Raw genomic sequence first — 16,207 nt, 5'->3', positions numbered from 1 at the left:
TGCTCAAAGGACGGGCCTGGCACGAAACAAGCTGCGTTGGCTCGCCTTGATGGGCGCCGAACCGAAGAGACAAGGCCCGATGGCGCAGAACGAAAAGCTCTACCATCCCAGCCGAGCCGATATCTTGCTGGAGGCTTCCTTCAGCAGAACGATGAAGCGATCGACATCGCTTTTTTGCGTGCGAAAGGCCGGGGCGCCGACATTCACCGCGGCGATCACGGATCCGTCGAATGCCAGAACCGGCACTGAGACGGAAACGAGTTGCTCGCTGACTTCACCATAACTCACACAAAATCCCTGGCGGCGGATTTTATCCAATTCAGCAACCAACTTGCCACGATCCGTGATCGTGCGCTTGGTCAGCCGCGGCAAAGTCTCGGGGATCATTTGCAACTGCACCTGGGGGTGGAGATAGGCGAGAAGCACCTTGTACGAGCCGGCCGTGAGCGGCCGCCTTCGACCGATCATCGCCTGAACCCGCAAGTCACGCATCGGTTCGAACTTTGCAATGCACAGGGATTCCCCATTGTCGATGATCCTGAGCTGGGTCGTTTCGTTCGCCTTCTGGCCGACTTCTTCAAGAATAGGATTGGCTATTCGCACCAGATCAACCTGTGTCGAGGCCGCAGTCCCGAGAATGATCGCAGTCGTCCCCAGCCGATAAGTGCCTGTATCGCTCTTCCGCACTAGGCCGCGCCGTTCCAGTGTGCGTAACATGCGCAAAATTCTCGGCTTGGTTTCCCCAAGGTTCTGCGCCACCTCAGTCAGTCTGATGTCCGGGTTTTTGGCGACATTCAGCAATACGTCGATGCAGACATCAACAGATTGCACAATATCGCTTTTTGATGATTGTCTTTTGTCCATGGGACCAGAATTTTCTCCGCGACCGAGGCTGAAGGATTGGCATAGTTTCAAGTTACGCCTACCGTAACGCGCTTGTTTTCCGTTTGACAGCCCCCTTGAGGCCCCCTTACCAATTTGTGTCAAGAGTGGACGGGAACCCGCTCGTACCGACCAAGCAAGGTCGGCCCAAAAACGCTAAACCGGGATGGAAGAAATGGCCGCAAAAATATTGACGCGGGCAGCGATCGGGCTGCTCGGAACGATCGCTATTCCTGCAATGGTCGCCGCACAGGAAACCCCGCTGACGATCGGGATGTCGACGACGCCAACGACGCTGGATCCCCATGAAGACAGTTCGGCGCCAAACAATGCGACCTCGCGCCATATCTGGGACAGCCTCATAAACCTCACGGGAACGTCGGCAAATGCCCCGGAACTCGCCACCGAATGGAAGGTCGTCGACCCGACCCACTGGGAATTCAAGCTGCGGAAGGGCGTGAAATTCCATGACGGCAGCGAGTTCAATGCCGATGACGTCATTGCGTCGCTTCTGCGTGCCCGCGACAAGCCCAGCCAGAGCTTTGCTTCCTACACCCGCAATATTGTCAATGTCACGGCCACGGATCCCTATACCATCGTCGTCCAGACAAAGGTTCCGGATCCGATCCTGCTGAATTCCGTCAGCCGAATTCGCATTATCAGCGCCGATTGCAAGGAGGCGCCGGTCCAGGATTTCGACAACGGCAAGTGTGCAATCGGAACCGGGGCCTATTCCTTCGTCTCCTATTCGCCAGGCAGCAACCTGACCTTGAAGCGCAATGACAGCTATTTCGCTGGCCCCTCGCACTGGTCGAACGTCACGCTCCGCTTCCTGCCCGATGACGGCGCCCGCCTGGCATCGCTTCTTTCCAACGAGATCGACATTGTCGAAACCCTTCCTGCCGATGGAATGGCACGCGTGGAAGCGAGCGATAATCTGCAAGTCATCAACGGCCTATCTTCCCGCTTCGTTTATCTTGGCCTCGATGTCAGCCGCGATGTTTCGCCTTTCGTGAAGGCTGCGGATGGCTCCGATCTCGACAAGAACCCGCTCAAGGATGAACGGGTGCGTCGCGCAATGCTGATGTCGATCAACCGGCCGGCAATCGTCGACCGCGTCATGCAGAAGAACGGCACGGTGGCCGACCAATTCGTCACCCAAGGCTATGCGGGCTATTCCGACAAAGTCGAGAAGGTGGGCTATGATCCCGCCGCCGCCAAGGCGCTTCTGGCCGAGGCCGGTTATCCCGATGGCTTCAGCCTGACCCTGCATGGCCCCTCTGGCCGTTACGTCAAGGACGCTGAAGTTCTGCAGGCGGTCGGCCAGATGTTCACACGCATCGGCATCAAATCGAAAGTCGAGGTCCTGCCCTGGTCGATGTATTCGGAAGCCTATTCAAAAGGCACCTATAGCACCTATTTCGGCTCCTGGGGTGTGAACACCGGCGAAACCACCAATCCGACTGTTGCGCTGGTCGCCACGCGCGACGAGAAAAAAGGGACCGGCAGATATAATGGCGGCGGCGTATCCGATCCGAAGATCGACGAGGTGCTGGCCACGGCCAGTTCGACGCTCGATGAAGCTGCACGCGCGCCCCTTCTCGAGGAACTGTCGACCGAGACCTTCAACAACCTCTGGCTCCTCCCGATGCATTACGAAAACGTCGTGCTGGGCGCAAAGAAGACCGTGTCCTACACCCCGCGCGGCGACAAATATACGCTCGCTTACGACGTGAAACCGGCGGACTAATGCATCTGGTCCAAAAGCGTGCAGCGGTTTTGGGACAAATAAAGATTTGAAGTGCGTCGCATCGATCCACTCGCTGCGACGCGGTTTAAAACAGCAGCATGGGGCCGCACCGGGCCGTCCCTTTCTTCATCTCCCAGGAGACATTCATGCAGGAACTTGGAACGGGCGAAGCCGTCGCCCGGGCGAAGGCCATCTATGACTATGGCCAGACGGCCATCTTCGCCTCTCAGGCCGATCCCCGCCTCCATATGGTGCTTTATGTGCCACCGACGGCGGCGGACGGCCGCAAGCTCGACCTCCTGGTCGCGGTCCACGGCACCGGGCGCACGTCGGCCATCGACTTCCGCGACGGTTTTGCCGAATTCGGGCTCTACAACGACTGTGCCATCCTTTGCCCGATCTTCCCGGTTGGCGTTCTCGGCGACGGTGCGCGTTCCGGCTACAAGTTTCTTGAGGAAGGCGACATCCGCTACGATCAGGTCGTCCTTGCCATGGTCGCGGAGATGGCCGACAAATACCGCCAGGACTGGTCTAAATTCGCCATGTTCGGCTTCTCCGGCGGCGGGCATTTCGTGCATCGTTTCACCATCCTGCATCCGGAAAAGCTCTGGGCGGCATCGATCGGCGCACCTGGTTCCGTCACCCTTCTGGATCCGACGTGTGACTGGTGGGTCGGCATTCGGGATCTGGAAGCGCGCTTCGGCAAGTCCTTCCGGCCCGAAGATCTCGCCAAGGTGCCGGTGCACATGATCGTTGGCGACGCCGATCTGGAGACCTGGGAAATCACCCATAAACCGGGCGGCAAATATTATATGGATGGCGCCAACGACGCCGGCAAAACTCGGCCCGAGCGCCTTGCCGCCTTGGCGAGCTCATTCCGCAAAGCGGGTGTCGATGTGACGTTCGATCGTGTTCCGGGCGTCTCTCACGACCGGATGAAAGTTCTCGGTCACGTCAAGGCCTTCCTGGCCAAGGTGCTGGAGGAGCGGCGCGCGAAATGAGAAATGCAACGATCGTAGCGCCTCAGCCGGAGGCCGTCGAAGCCGGCGCGGAAGTTCTCGAACGCGGCGGCAATGCCATCGACGCAGCACTTGCCTGTGCTTTCGTCCAAGGCGTGGTCGACCCGCAGATGGCCGGCATCGGCGGCTTCGGCTCCATGCATGTCTACATGCCGAAAAAGGGCGTGCACGAGATCCTCGAATTTTACGCGCGCGCGCCGTTGAAGGCCGCGCCGGATATGTGGCTCGACAAGATCAAGCACCAGAGCCGCGACGGCTTCGGCTATGTGCTTGAAGGCAATATTTCCGATATCGGCTACCTTGCCGTCTGCACCCCCGGCTCGCTCAAGGGTTATGAGACTGCGCTGCGCGACTACGGCACCTTCGATTGGGCCGATCTCATCAAGCCGGCCATCCGCCTTGCCCGCAACGGTTTCATGATCCGAAACCACATGCAGTGGTATTGGGCTAAGGACCAGTCGAATGACGGTTTTGCCAACACGCTCGACAAGCTGCGCTTTTCTGAAACGGGTCGGAAAGTCTATTTCCACGACGACGGCACGCTCAAGAATGTCGGCGACCTGCTCGTCAACAAGGACATGGCAGAGACCCTCGAACGCATCGCGCGAAGCGGCGGCTCGGACATTTTCTATCACGGCGAACTGGCCGAACAGATCGCCAGCGATTTCAAGGCAAATGGCGGCTTGATCGATCAGCAGGATCTGGCGCGTTACGAATTGTCGAAGGTAGAGCCGGTTTGGGGCGACTACCGCGACCACCGCATCGCCACCTCGCCTCCACCAGGCTCGGGCTTCCCGATGCTGGAACTCCTGCATATCATGGAGCAGTTCGACGTCGGCTCGCTGCAGCATGGCAGCGCCGATCATGTCCGCATCCTGTTCGAAGCGATGAAGCGGATGACGATCGACAAGGACGCGCATATGGGCGATCCCGCCTATGTCGACGTGCCCTATTCAAAGCTGCTGTCGAAAGAGCATGCAAAGGCCCATGCCCGCGCAATCAAGGCGGGTGAGATCGCCAGCGTATCGCGCCTTGATGAGTCGCAGCGCGACACGACGCACATCTCGGTGATCGACAAGGACGGCAATGCCGTCGCGATGACCCACACCCTCGGCAGTCCCTCGGGCGCGATCACCGACGGCCTCGGCTTCATGTACAATGGCACGATGAGCCGCTTTAATCCGCTTCCCGGCAAGCCCGGCTCGATCGCGCCCGGCAAGCGGCGTCCCAGCTCGGCGGCACCGACGATCGTCTTCAAGGACGGCGAGCCCAGCATCGTCATCGGAGCGCCAGGCGGCAGCTATATCGCGCCCGCCGTTGCGCAATGCCTGATGAACATGATCGATTTCGACATGTCCGTGCTCGAAGCCGTCTCGGCGCCAAGGATCGTAGGGGTGTCAAACACGATCGACATCTGCAATCGCATTCGACACTCTGTCGAAGACGAGCTGCGGGCGCAGGGCTACCAGGTGGCGCGGTCGCCGCAGACATATGCGTTCGCCGCAGTCCACGCGATCAAGATTGACGGCGGCATCTCGAAAGGCGCGGCCGATCCACAGCGCGACGGGATGGCGATCTCCGTCGCCTAATGCATGTCGCGCAAACGTGTGCAGCGGTTTTGCGACAACGACGTGCGTAAAAACAAAGACGTCGATTCAAAGTGTTACAGCGTCCTTTGCGGCTCTCGAAAAGATGCGCGGCGCTGTAGGGAGAGGTTCAATGGTCACATCCATTATCAGGCGGTTGATACAGGCGCTGTTCGTCGTTGTCGCGATGACGATCATTGTCTTCATCGGCGTCAATGTGATTGGCAACCCGGTCGACATCCTCATCAACCCGGACGCCAATCAGGCGGAGCGGGCACTCGTCATCGCGCATTACGGCCTGGATCAGCCGCTGTGGAAACAATATCTGCTGTTTCTCCAAGGGCTTCTGCACGGGGACTTCGGCAACAGCTTCGTTTATGGCCGGCCGGCGCTGGGTCTGATCCTCGAACGTCTCCCGGCAACGCTCGAACTGGCGATCACGGCTCTCGGCATCGCGCTGCTGTTCGGCTTGCCGCTTGGGCTGTATGCAGGGCTCTACCCCAATCGGATTTCCTCCAAGCTCATCATGAGCGGCTCGATTCTGGGCTTCTCGCTTCCGACCTTCTGGGTCGGCCTCATGCTGATCATGGTATTTTCCGTCGAGCTCGGCTGGTTACCGACGAATGGCCGCGGCCCGACGCAGGAGCTGCTTGGCGCACAATGGTCGTTTCTGACCGGGGACGGCATCCGGCACCTTTTATTGCCGGCCTTCAACCTGGCTCTGTTCAAAACATCGCTCATTCTTCGGCTGACCCGCGCCGGCGTACAGGAGGTCCTTCCTCAGGACTATGTGAAGTTCGCCCGCGCCAAGGGATTGCGAGAGCGGCGGATCATTTCCGTGCACGTTCTCAAGAACCTGATGATCCCGGTGGTGACCATCATCGGTCTCGAGTTTGGCTCACTGATCGCCTTTTCGGTCGTCACCGAAAGCATCTTTGCCTGGCCGGGCATGGGCAAGCTCATCATCGACTCGATCAACCTTCTCGATCGCCCCGTCATCGTCGCCTACCTGATGATGATGGTGCTGCTCTTCGTCGTCCTCAATTTCATCATCGATATCTGTTATACCCTTCTGGATCCGCGGGTCCGGCTGGAAGGAAAGGCTTGACCCTCATGGCCGAACCAAACACGCAAGACACAAGTGCTCCAACGCCCGAACCCAGTCGTCTGTCGAAAGGGATCGCGGATTTCTTCAGCTCTCCGGCAGCGGCGATCGCCTTTCTCACGCTGGTGATCATCTGTTGCCTGGCGCTGTTCGCGCCATGGATCTCTCCGCAAAATCCCTATGATTTGATGCAGCTCGACATCATGGATGGACGACTGCCGCCGGGGTCCGAATCCATGACCGGGCTTGTCTATCACCTCGGTACCGACAGCCAGGGCCGCGATATCCTGTCCGGCATCCTCTATGGGCTGCGCACGTCGTTATTGGTGGGCGTTCTGTCGGCTTTCGCCGCTGCCATCATCGGAACCTCAGCCGGACTGTTCGCAGCTTACATGGGAGGGCGCACGGAAACCGCTATGATGCGGCTCGTCGACCTGCAGCTGTCGTTTCCCACCATCTTGATGGCGCTCATGATGCTTGCCGTGCTTGGCAAGGGCGTGCCCAACGTGGTGATCGCACTGATCATCGCCGAGTGGGCGACCTATGCCCGCACGGTCCGCGGCACCGCTCTGGTCGAGCGCGAGAAGGAATATATCGAGGCGGCCCGGATGCTGCGCCTGCCCGGATGGCGCATCCTCTTCAGGCACCTGCTGCCGAACTGTCTTGCGCCGGTCATCGTCATCGCCACCATGCAGATCGCCCGGGCAATCGGCCTCGAAGCAACCTTGTCCTTCCTCGGTCTCGGTGCATCCGTGACCGAACCCTCGCTCGGCATGCTGATCTCGACGGGCTACCAGTATCTTCTGACAGGCCTTTACTGGATCAGCTTCTTTCCCGGCATTGCGCTTCTGGTCACGATCGCGGCGATCAATCTCGTCGGCGACCGGCTGCGCGATGTCCTCAACCCGAGGAACATGTCATGACCCCATTGCTGCAAGTGAGCAATCTTGTCACCGAATTCGGCGGCGGCAGGGGACGCCCCAGCCTTTGCGCCGTCAATGATGTGTCGTTCACGGTGGAGCGCGGCAAGGTCCTTGGTCTTGTGGGAGAATCCGGATCCGGAAAGTCGGTGACCGGCTTTTCGATCATGCGGCTCCTTGATAAACCCGGCCGGGTTGTCGGCGGCAGGGTCATCTTCGACGGCGCCGACATCGCGAAATATTCGGACGAAGAGATGCGGCAGCTGCGCGGCAAGCGGATCGCCATGGTATTCCAGGATCCGATGATGACGCTCAATCCGGTCCTGACGGTCGGAACGCAGATGGTGGAAGCCGTCCAGGCACACGAGCGAGTCTCGAAGGATGCCGCCCGGCAGCGGGCGCGGGATGCTTTGGCGCTGGTCGGCATACCAAGCCCTGAAGAAAGGCTTGCCGCCTATCCGCATCAGTTTTCCGGCGGAATGCGCCAGCGCGTGGCAATTGCCATCGCGCTTCTTCACAAGCCGGACCTCATCATCGCCGATGAACCGACAACGGCGCTTGATGTGACGATCCAGAGCCAGATCATTTCCGAATTCCAGAAACTCACGGAAGAGGGAAATACGGCGGTGATCTGGATCACCCACGATCTGGCTATCGTTTCAAGATTGGCCGACGAGATCGCCGTCATGTATGCCGGCCGCCTCGTCGAGACCGGACCGGTGGGCAAGGTTCTGACCGATCCTCACCATCCCTACACCGCCGGTCTGATCGCGTCCGTTCCTTCGCAAAACAGACGCGGAGAGCCCCTTCACCAGATCCGCGGCATGACGCCGGCGATTAACCGGCTCCCACAGGGATGCAGTTTTCGTACGCGCTGCGAGCGGGCAACCGACGGCTGTCTGGTCATGCCGGCGCTCATGCCGGAAGGCGATCGCTCCTTCCGTTGCATTCATCCCGTAACGAAAGAGGTAGCATGATGACGGCGACCGCCGCGCCCCTGATCGAAGCGAGGAACGTGTCGCAGCGCTTCGGAGCCAAACCCGACCTCGCCGCCAAGATCGCGCTCAAGCTCAAACTGGCCAAACCGGCGCCTGTCGTTCACGCGCTTGATAATGTCAGCCTCAGCATTCGGCCCGGAGAGGTTGTCGGCCTTGTCGGTGAAAGCGGCTGCGGGAAGTCGACGCTCGGCCGCGCCATTGCAGGGATCACCTCACCAAGCCAGGGCCACATTCTCTGGAAGGGGATGGATCGAAGCGCCATGTCGAAAGGCGAGCAGCATCAGTTTGGTCTCGCCAGCCAGATGATTTTCCAGAACCCGATGGCGGCTCTCAATCCGCGCATGACCGTCGAGCAGCTTATCTGGGAGGCGCCTCGAACGCATGGGCTTGCCCGCTCGACGGAACGCGACGCCTATGTCGACAGATATTTGATGCTGGCCGGTTTCGACCCGGCCATGAAAAAGCGATACCCGCACCAGTTTTCCGGTGGCCAGCGGCAACGCGTCAATATTGCGCGCGCGCTCGCCGTGCAGCCGAAATTCCTCGTCTGTGACGAAAGCGTTGCGGCGCTCGACGTTTCCATCCAGGCACAGGTCATCAACCTGTTCATGGAACTTCGTGACAAGCTCGACCTGACCTATTTGTTCGTCAGCCATGATCTCGGCGTCGTGGAACATATTTCCGACCGTGTTGCGATCATGTATCTCGGCCGCATCGTCGAAGAGGCGCCCGTCGAGGAGGTTTTCAGACGGCCCAATCATCCTTACACGAAAGCGCTCTTGGCCGAAGTGCCGCGCATCGAACCCGGCAAGCGGCAGTTCAAGCCCGTCGACGGCGAACTCCCCAGCCCGATAAACCCGCCGAAAGGCTGCCACTTTCATCCGAGATGCCCGTTTGCGATGGACCGCTGTCATGTGGAAGTGCCGGTGAAAAAGGAAATTGCACCGGGGCACTTGTCGGCTTGCCACCTCAACGATGAATGATCTCAAGCGATAGGATCGCTGATTGCTTCAGGCCTAACATCATCCCTGTTCTAATGTGCATGAGCGCCGCCCGGACGGGACACTTTTTTCAACCCGGCTCCCGCTGCAGCGGTGTCCGCCAGGGACGCATCGCCGAGCGAGATGACGCCGGTTAGGCGTTTGTCACGATTGACGACGGGAAGGCGGCGGACCTGGACCTGCCCCATATTGCGGGTCACGTCGTCGACATCTTCGTCTTCGAAACAATATTTGACATCGCGCGACATGACTTCGCGCACCTTTGCATCGCCCCCGAGTCCGTCGGCAAGCCCGCGCACGACGAGATCGCGGTCGGTGATCGTTCCGACGAGCCGGTCGTTGTCGCCGACCGGCAGGAAGCCGATCTGCCTGTCGGCCATGCATCTCGCGATTTCGGCTATCGTCTGATTAGGGTTGGCGATTTCTACATCGCGCGACATGATCTCTGACACTTTCATGGTCTTTCCTCCTGTTGTGCGGTTAGCGGAACGTCAAACGTTGCGGTGAGAGTCGTTCCGAAAGGAGGCGGCTCCGTTTATGCCCGCTCCTCCTGGTCACTCCTCGACCCATCTTCAACGGGGCTTATCAGGATCCGACCAGAGGGCCTGGACTTCTGCCGGCAGTCCGTGGCGCACTTTCCGCACCTTGCTTGCTCGGATCACTATAGTAACAATAGGCCCCGAAAACCGACCTTACGGTTGGCGTCGATTGAACATGATGATGGCTCGAATCTATCAAACCAGTCAGGGAGACGAAAGTTCCGGAAGCCACCGTTAAATGCACCGGCCGCTTCGTCAGGAATCCGACGTGCCCTCCTCCTCCACGAATATCCCCCAAGCGGCGATGAAGAGAGCGGCTATCAGCGGCCCGATCACGAAACCATTGATGCCTAGGAGAGAAATGCCGCCAATGGTGGAAATGAGGACAACATAGTCGGGAAGCTTGGTCTCCCTGCCGACCAGGCGCGGCCGCAGAAGATTATCGACAAGACCGATGACAAGGGCGCCGACCGCAACCAGCACAATCGCCTTCACCCAAAAACCGGCCAGGGCCAGGTAAATGGCCGTGGGGACCCAGATCAATGCGGCGCCGACCGCAGGCAGCAGCGACAGGAAGCTCATCAGTACGCCCCACAGCAGGGCTGGCTCGACGCCGAGGGCCCAGAAGGCGATGCCGCCGATCGAACCCTGGATGATGGCGATGATAATATTGCCTCGCACGGTCGCGTGAACGACCGAAGTGAATTTGGAGGTGAAGCGAACGGTATGGGCATCGCTGAGAGGCAGCGCTCTTCTGATGGCGCGGGCAACGGCGCGCCCATCCCGGAACATGAAGAACAGGAGATAGAGCATCACGCCGAAGGTGACGAAGAACCGCAGGGTGTTCTGACCGAGGCTCAAGGCGCGTCCGGCAAAAAAACCGCCGCCCTGCATCAATGCCGAGGAAACGCGGTTCTGAAACGTATCGACGCCATTCAGCTCGATGCTCCGGAGCCAGTCGCGGAGGAACAAGGGCAATGCTTCCTGCAGATTATGAATAAAGCTCCGGACGTCGATCTCGCCGCTGTCCATACGTTGATAGAGATGGTTGCCCTGCTGGACGAGTGAACTGAGGACGATCAGCCCGGGAATGATCACGACGCAGAGACAGATCAACACAGAGAGCGCTGCAGCAAGGTTTCCCCGCCCACCCAGCCGAGCCTCCATACGGGCGTGAAGCGGGAAGAAGATGATAGCGAGGACGACTGCCCAGAATATCGCCGAATAGAACGGTAGCACGACGGCGACGAACGCAATGGTCACGAGGACCAGAAGCACATAGAAACTGACACGCTGAAGGAGCATTCGATCTTTCCGCTTCGAGACCGCGATGATGGTAGCACAGATGCGGCGGCAGCGCTGGGCCTCCCCTTCCATCCTATTCTAACGGCTCGATAACGCAGGCGCCGTCTCGCAACCGGCCGGAACTTCTACTTGCGATTTTCGTTATGCGGCTCATGTTAATGAAGCAATCAGTCCAGCCGACACTCGGAACAACAATTCACGTTGAAGATCAGGATGTTCACATCATTGACGGTGGCAACCCACATGGCATTCCAGTCCTCCTCCTGCATGGCTGCGGCAGCCTTGCGCAGGAAATTTTGTTTCCCTTCGACAACAGCGACTTCCGGATCATTGCACCCGACCGCCCCGGCTATGGACTGAGCACGCCGCTTGCACCGGCTGAGCGTGGACCTGAGGGACAGTCCTTCTGGCTTGAACGCCTTCTCGCCTCTCTTGACCTGCCGGAGGTGACGATCGTCGCGCACTCGATCGGCAGCGCAGCCGCGCTACACCTTGCGGCAAGAAGACCAGACCTCGTCAGGGGACTTTTTCTCATCTCTCCATGTTGCGGGCCGGTGCCGCCGAAACCGTTGATTGTGCTTAGATCAGCGGTCGCTCCGGTGGTCGGGTCGTTGATCCGCCAGCACGTCCTCGGCCGGTGGCCCGCATTCTTTCTTGATCGAGGTCTGAGGTCGTCCTCTTTTCCCAATCCCCTACCTTCTCATCTCTCGGACCTGCCGGCCTCTCACGTGGTCAATCCCATTACCATCCGCACGATGGCCGACGAGTTGCGCGCCTTCAACCGAGACATGGAGCACCTTCCAGATCTGCCTGGCGATCTTCCCCTGCACGTTCTCTTCGGGCTGGCGGACCGCGTGATTTCACCGAACTGGCATATCGATTGGCTTTGCAGGAAGCATCCGGGGCCGATCGTCAGATTGCTGGAAGGTGTCGGGCATTTGCCCCATCATGTGGTCCCTGGCGTGGCGCGACGGATGCTTGGTGATCTTGTGGAGGCATCCGCACAAGAAACGGAACTCCCGCGCGTGAGGAGCATCGGCTCGCAGGCGGTTGTGGAAGCGCCATCTCGCAAAGAGTACATGCAGGTCTTCAGAGGAGATGAATCCCCGGCCCTCTAATTCGAAGCGCTGCGGCATTCCAGGGTAACGATGGGGCAATACCAGACACAGGAGGCCCGCGACCCGATCTCCGCCTTTAGGGTGGAGATGATTTTTCTATTGTGGCAAATGAAAAATCTGATTTACTGACGCTTCGCTGCTTGGCTCTAAGGGGGATATTGCCGATGCCGTGGACTCGCAGAAATATTGTGCTTGGTGGATTGGCGTTACTTGGCGCCGGTGCAATCCGGAAACCGGTATTCGCCGCTGCGTCCTCCTTTTTCGACGGCACCACCGTCGACAACGGCGTGACGTTTCGAAGGACCAACTTCGCCAAGATCGACAGGAAGTGGCACCGCCAGGTCGTCAAATATTTCAGCAGCGAGCCGATCGGCACCGTCGTCGTCGATACCAGGCACCATTTCCTCTACGTGATCATGGAGAACAAGACGGCCATCCGCTACGGCGTCGGCGTCGGTCGCGAGGGCTTCAAATGGTTTGGCCGCGCCACGATCGACAGCAAATCGCTATGGCCGCGCTGGACACCGCCGCCGGAGATGCGCAAGCGCCATCCCGAACTGCCCGAATTCGTGGCGGGAGGCTCACCGAAAAATCCGCTCGGTCCCCGCGCCATGTACCTGCATCGCGACGGCGTTGACACCGGCTATCGCTTCCACGGCACGCTGGAGCCGTGGAGCATCGGCAAGGATGCCTCCAGCGGCTGTATCCGCATGTTCAACGAAGACGCTATCGATCTTTACCAGCGGTGCCCGATCGGCACCGCGGTGCAGGTTCTGCCGCATATTGCCGATCAGGCTGAAAGTGCCGCGCAGGTCAGCCAAACAACCACGGTCGAATAAGGAATATCAGCTTGATGTCTGCTCCGACCGGATACATGAGGCGCCTTGCCGCCGCAGCCATGCTCTTGGCGCTCGCCGCCTGCAGCACCACCGATATCGCCTCCGTGGAAGAACCTGCTGCGGCGCCGATGACCGGCCAGACCAACGATCCCGCGCCCGGTTTCGAAAACGTCGCGATGGGCAGCGAAGAGGATTTCATCCTCAATGTCGGCCGGCGGATCTACTTCAAGCAGGATTCCGCAACACTCGATTCCGTCGCCATGGCAACCCTGGATAGCCAAGCCGCCTGGCTCAACAGGAACCCATCCTGGCTGCTCAAGCTGCAGGGATTTGCCGACGATTCCGGCTCCGCATCCAGTATGGAGACGCTGTCGCAGAAGCGCGCCGATGCGGCGATGGCTTATCTCGCCTCGAAGGGCGTGGACGCCAGGCGCATGTGGGCCAAGGGCTACGGCAACGACCGCGAGGTCCGCGACTGCACGGAGCGCTCCTGCAAGGTGCAGAACCGGCGTGTCGTCACCAATCTGCGCACTCAGCCCGACGCGGTCTGATCCAGCTCGAACCACTCAGCGCTTGGCGCAGACGCGCCAAGCGCTATCGGCCGGGCTCACTCGAATACGACATGGATCTCGCCAGCCTGCGTTTAATACGAAGGTGGTTGTACATATTCGAGTGGTGACGGCAGATCGATGACGAACCTGATATCCGCGGCATTCGCCGCCACGATCAGCTGGTAATTGCCCGATTCGGCGCGGAAGGCACCGGACTCGATGTCGAAATAAGCGAGATCGCGCGGCAGGATCGTCATTACGGCCGTCCCGGTCTCGCCGGGGAGCAGCGAAAGCTTTGCGAAGGCGCGCAATTCCTTCTCCGGCCGCTCCACCTTGGATTTTGGCGAGCGCACATAGAGCTGGACCAGTTCCGATCCGGCCCGGTCGCCGATATTGGTCAGATCGACGCTGATCGTCACGCCTTCGGCACCCATTTCGCTTGCTGAGAGCCGCGCCTCGCCCCAGCTGAAGCGTGTATAGCCAAGGCCGAAACCGAAGGGGAAGAGCGGTTCGACAGCGCGCGTATCGTGATGACGATAGCCGACGAACACGCCTTCGGCATAGCGCACATGCCCATCCTTACCCGGATAGACGGCTGGATCACCTGTTATCGCGGAATTGTCGGCAAGCGCCTTCGGAAATGTCTGCGGCAGGCGCCCACCGGGCTCGACATCGCCGAACAGGACATCGGCGACGGCATTGCCCAGCTCCTGCCCGGGATACCAGATCTGCAGCACGGCGCGAACCTTGCCGAGCCAGGGCATTTCCACCGGGCCGCCGGTCTGCAGCACGACGACGGTGTTGGCGTTGACCGCCGCGACCCGCTCGATCAGTTCCTCCTGCCGACCCGGAAGCCGCATGTCGGGCAGGTCCAAGCCTTCGGTATCCCATTCGCCGTCGCGGCCGACGAAGAGAAGCGCCACATCGGCATTCAGCGCCGTCTCGACGGCGTCCTGCATATCGGCCTCGCCCAAGGGCTTTTCGACGCCGAACCGAATGGCCGTGAGGTTGATCCCCTCCCCGTTTGCCACCGGTGGGTCATATTCCACGGTGACGGCATGGGCTCGGCTCGCATCGAGCGCCACCGTGCCGCGCTGTTCGTCATTGGCGGTGCCGAAATAATTCTCGCCGCGTGTCCAGCCATCATGGCCGTCGACCGTGAGCCTGCCGTCGACGAAGAGCCGCGCCAGTCCAGCATTGGTCATGCCGAAGACATGATCGCCGCTCTCCTCCGGCGCGAATTGCATCGTCATCCGCGCCGAGAAATCGGTGGGGTCGAGCTCGGCCGATGGCAGCTCGAACCAAAAGAACTCACCCTTGTCGACGGTCTCGACATGAAGCGGAGTGTCCTGGCAACCACGCCCCTTGAAATATTCGACGGTAATCTTCCCCTTGGCCACCTCGATCAGACGGTTGTGGCGGCAGCCGACGGCGTGGCTGACGCTGTTGGCATTGGAAAGGGCGGCTCGAATTCCTTCGAGCGGGCTGACCGTATAATGCGCCGCGATCTGCGCGCTGCCGCCGCCCATGACACGCGCGCTCGCGGCGTTGGGTCCGATGACGGCGATCCGGTCGAGCGACGTCTTGGCAAGCGGCAGGATGCCGTCGTTCTTCAAGAGGACCGCGCCTTCCGCGCCGAGATGCCGGATCAGCGCCCGGTCTTCCGGCAGGTTGACCGCCTGCTCCGAGAGATCTGGCCTCTTCTCGAACGCGCCGACCCGCTCGAGCAGAAGCAGGATCCGCCGCGCCGCCGCCCGCACCGTGGCGGCTTCGACCTTGCCCTCGCGCACGGCGGCAACCAGCTTCTCGCCGCGATCGCGCGCCGGGCCGGGCATTTCGAGATCAAGACCGGCATTGATCGTCTCGGCCGTCGAATGCGAACCGAACCAGTCGGACATGACGATCCCGTCGAATCCCCATTCCTCGCGCAGCACCTTGGTCAGCAGCCACGCATGCTCGCTGGTATAGGTGCCGTTGAGGCGGTTATAGGAAGACATGACGGCCATTACGCTGGCGCGCCGGACAGCCTGTTCGAAGGGCGGAAAGTAGATTTCGCGCAACGTCCGCTCGTCGATATCGGAAGACATGGTCTGCCGCTCGATCTCGGATTCGTTGCCGATGAAGTGCTTGATCGTCGCCGCGATCCCCTGGCTCTGCACGCCCTTGATATAGGCGACGGCGAGTTCCGCGGTCAGCATCGGATCCTCGGAATAACATTCGAAATTTCGTCCGTTGAGGCCGGAACGATGGATATTCACCGTGGGCGCGAGCAGCACGGCGGCCCCTTTGCTCTTCGCCTGGTTGGCAAGCGCCACACCCATGCGCTCGACGAGATCGGGATTCCAGGTGGCGCCGAGCGCGATGGCAGTGGGAAAGCAGGTCGCCTTGACGCCGCCGACCAGCGAACCGGCGCCGCGGGCGCCATTCGGTCCGTCCGTCACCTTGATCTTCGGCACATCAAGACGCTCGACGGGAACCGTCGTCCAGAAATCGGCGCCGGACAGCAGGGAGACCTGCTCCTCGAGCGTCATCTTGTCGAGAATGGAATCGATCATGCAAACCTCCCCTTCAATGGAATTCGGGCATTGCGAAGT

Annotated in this window: 14 protein-coding genes; 10 read left to right on the top strand and 4 right to left on the bottom strand. The window is 60.1% G+C overall.

The features are described from left to right. Positions 1 to 99: 99 nt before the first annotated feature. Complete coding sequence (locus HX898_RS30070; RefSeq protein WP_171597848.1) at positions 100 to 864, bottom strand: IclR family transcriptional regulator; 765 nt, start codon at positions 862 to 864, stop codon at positions 100 to 102. A gap of 193 nt (positions 865 to 1,057) precedes the next feature. Here HX898_RS30070 and HX898_RS30065 point away from each other — a divergent pair, with 193 nt between their 5' ends. From HX898_RS30065 to HX898_RS30035, 7 genes are all read left to right on the top strand, one after another. Continuing rightward, a complete protein-coding gene (locus tag HX898_RS30065; RefSeq protein WP_180196550.1) occupies positions 1,058 to 2,632 on the top strand; it encodes an ABC transporter substrate-binding protein in 1,575 nt (524 codons plus the stop codon). A gap of 146 nt (positions 2,633 to 2,778) precedes the next feature. Beyond that, positions 2,779 to 3,633: an alpha/beta hydrolase gene (locus tag HX898_RS30060; protein ID WP_180196549.1), complete on the top strand. Its 855-nt coding sequence runs from the start codon at positions 2,779 to 2,781 to the stop codon at positions 3,631 to 3,633. Continuing rightward, positions 3,630 to 5,240, top strand: a complete 1,611-nt coding sequence (gene ggt, locus HX898_RS30055; RefSeq protein WP_180196548.1) for a gamma-glutamyltransferase — start codon at positions 3,630 to 3,632, stop codon at positions 5,238 to 5,240. Before HX898_RS30060 ends, ggt begins: the two co-directional genes overlap by 4 nt. Positions 5,241 to 5,370: 130 nt before the next feature. Continuing rightward, positions 5,371 to 6,345 (top strand): ABC transporter permease, encoded by a 975-nt coding sequence (locus HX898_RS30050; protein ID WP_072641174.1) that lies wholly within the window; start codon positions 5,371 to 5,373, stop codon positions 6,343 to 6,345. 5 nt (positions 6,346 to 6,350) lie between these two features. After that, entirely contained in the window at positions 6,351 to 7,265 is a 915-nt protein-coding gene (locus HX898_RS30045; protein WP_130689986.1) for an ABC transporter permease, read from the top strand. Beyond that, positions 7,262 to 8,239, top strand: a complete 978-nt coding sequence (locus HX898_RS30040) for an ABC transporter ATP-binding protein (RefSeq protein ID WP_180196547.1) — start codon at positions 7,262 to 7,264, stop codon at positions 8,237 to 8,239. The genes HX898_RS30045 and HX898_RS30040 overlap by 4 nt, the downstream gene beginning before the upstream one ends. Then, the gene (locus tag HX898_RS30035) at positions 8,239 to 9,243 is read left to right on the top strand and encodes an ABC transporter ATP-binding protein (protein ID WP_246698004.1); all 1,005 of its coding nucleotides are present in this window, start codon (positions 8,239 to 8,241) and stop codon (positions 9,241 to 9,243) included. The genes HX898_RS30040 and HX898_RS30035 overlap by 1 nt, the downstream gene beginning before the upstream one ends. Before the next feature lie 50 nt (positions 9,244 to 9,293). On the opposite strand, the gene HX898_RS30030 is transcribed toward HX898_RS30035, so the two are convergent. Further along, complete coding sequence (locus HX898_RS30030) at positions 9,294 to 9,719, bottom strand: CBS domain-containing protein (RefSeq protein WP_017957358.1); 426 nt, start codon at positions 9,717 to 9,719, stop codon at positions 9,294 to 9,296. Positions 9,720 to 10,055: 336 nt separating this feature from the next. Continuing rightward, the gene (locus HX898_RS30025; protein ID WP_180196545.1) at positions 10,056 to 11,105 is read right to left on the bottom strand and encodes an AI-2E family transporter; all 1,050 of its coding nucleotides are present in this window, start codon (positions 11,103 to 11,105) and stop codon (positions 10,056 to 10,058) included. 152 nt (positions 11,106 to 11,257) lie between these two features. Between HX898_RS30025 and HX898_RS30020 the strand changes: the two genes are divergently transcribed. The 3 genes from HX898_RS30020 to HX898_RS30010 all read left to right on the top strand — a co-directional run bounded on the left by HX898_RS30020 (position 11,258) and on the right by HX898_RS30010 (position 13,613). Further along, a complete protein-coding gene (locus HX898_RS30020) occupies positions 11,258 to 12,223 on the top strand; it encodes an alpha/beta hydrolase (RefSeq protein WP_348649489.1) in 966 nt (321 codons plus the stop codon). A gap of 164 nt (positions 12,224 to 12,387) precedes the next feature. Beyond that, positions 12,388 to 13,062: a L,D-transpeptidase gene (locus HX898_RS30015; protein ID WP_180196543.1), complete on the top strand. Its 675-nt coding sequence runs from the start codon at positions 12,388 to 12,390 to the stop codon at positions 13,060 to 13,062. A 14-nt stretch (positions 13,063 to 13,076) separates the two neighbouring features. Continuing rightward, positions 13,077 to 13,613, top strand: a complete 537-nt coding sequence (locus HX898_RS30010) for an OmpA family protein (protein WP_180196542.1) — start codon at positions 13,077 to 13,079, stop codon at positions 13,611 to 13,613. Between the two features lie 92 nt (positions 13,614 to 13,705). On the opposite strand, the gene HX898_RS30005 is transcribed toward HX898_RS30010, so the two are convergent. Further along, the gene (locus HX898_RS30005; protein WP_180196541.1) at positions 13,706 to 16,168 is read right to left on the bottom strand and encodes a glycoside hydrolase family 3 C-terminal domain-containing protein; all 2,463 of its coding nucleotides are present in this window, start codon (positions 16,166 to 16,168) and stop codon (positions 13,706 to 13,708) included. Positions 16,169 to 16,207 lie beyond the last annotated feature (39 nt).

This window comes from Rhizobium sp. WYCCWR 11128 (genome assembly GCF_013416305.1).
Lineage (GTDB): Bacteria > Pseudomonadota > Alphaproteobacteria > Rhizobiales > Rhizobiaceae > Rhizobium > Rhizobium indicum.
Note: the sequence above shows the minus strand (reverse complement) of the source record. Positions and strands in the feature narration are given on the sequence as shown.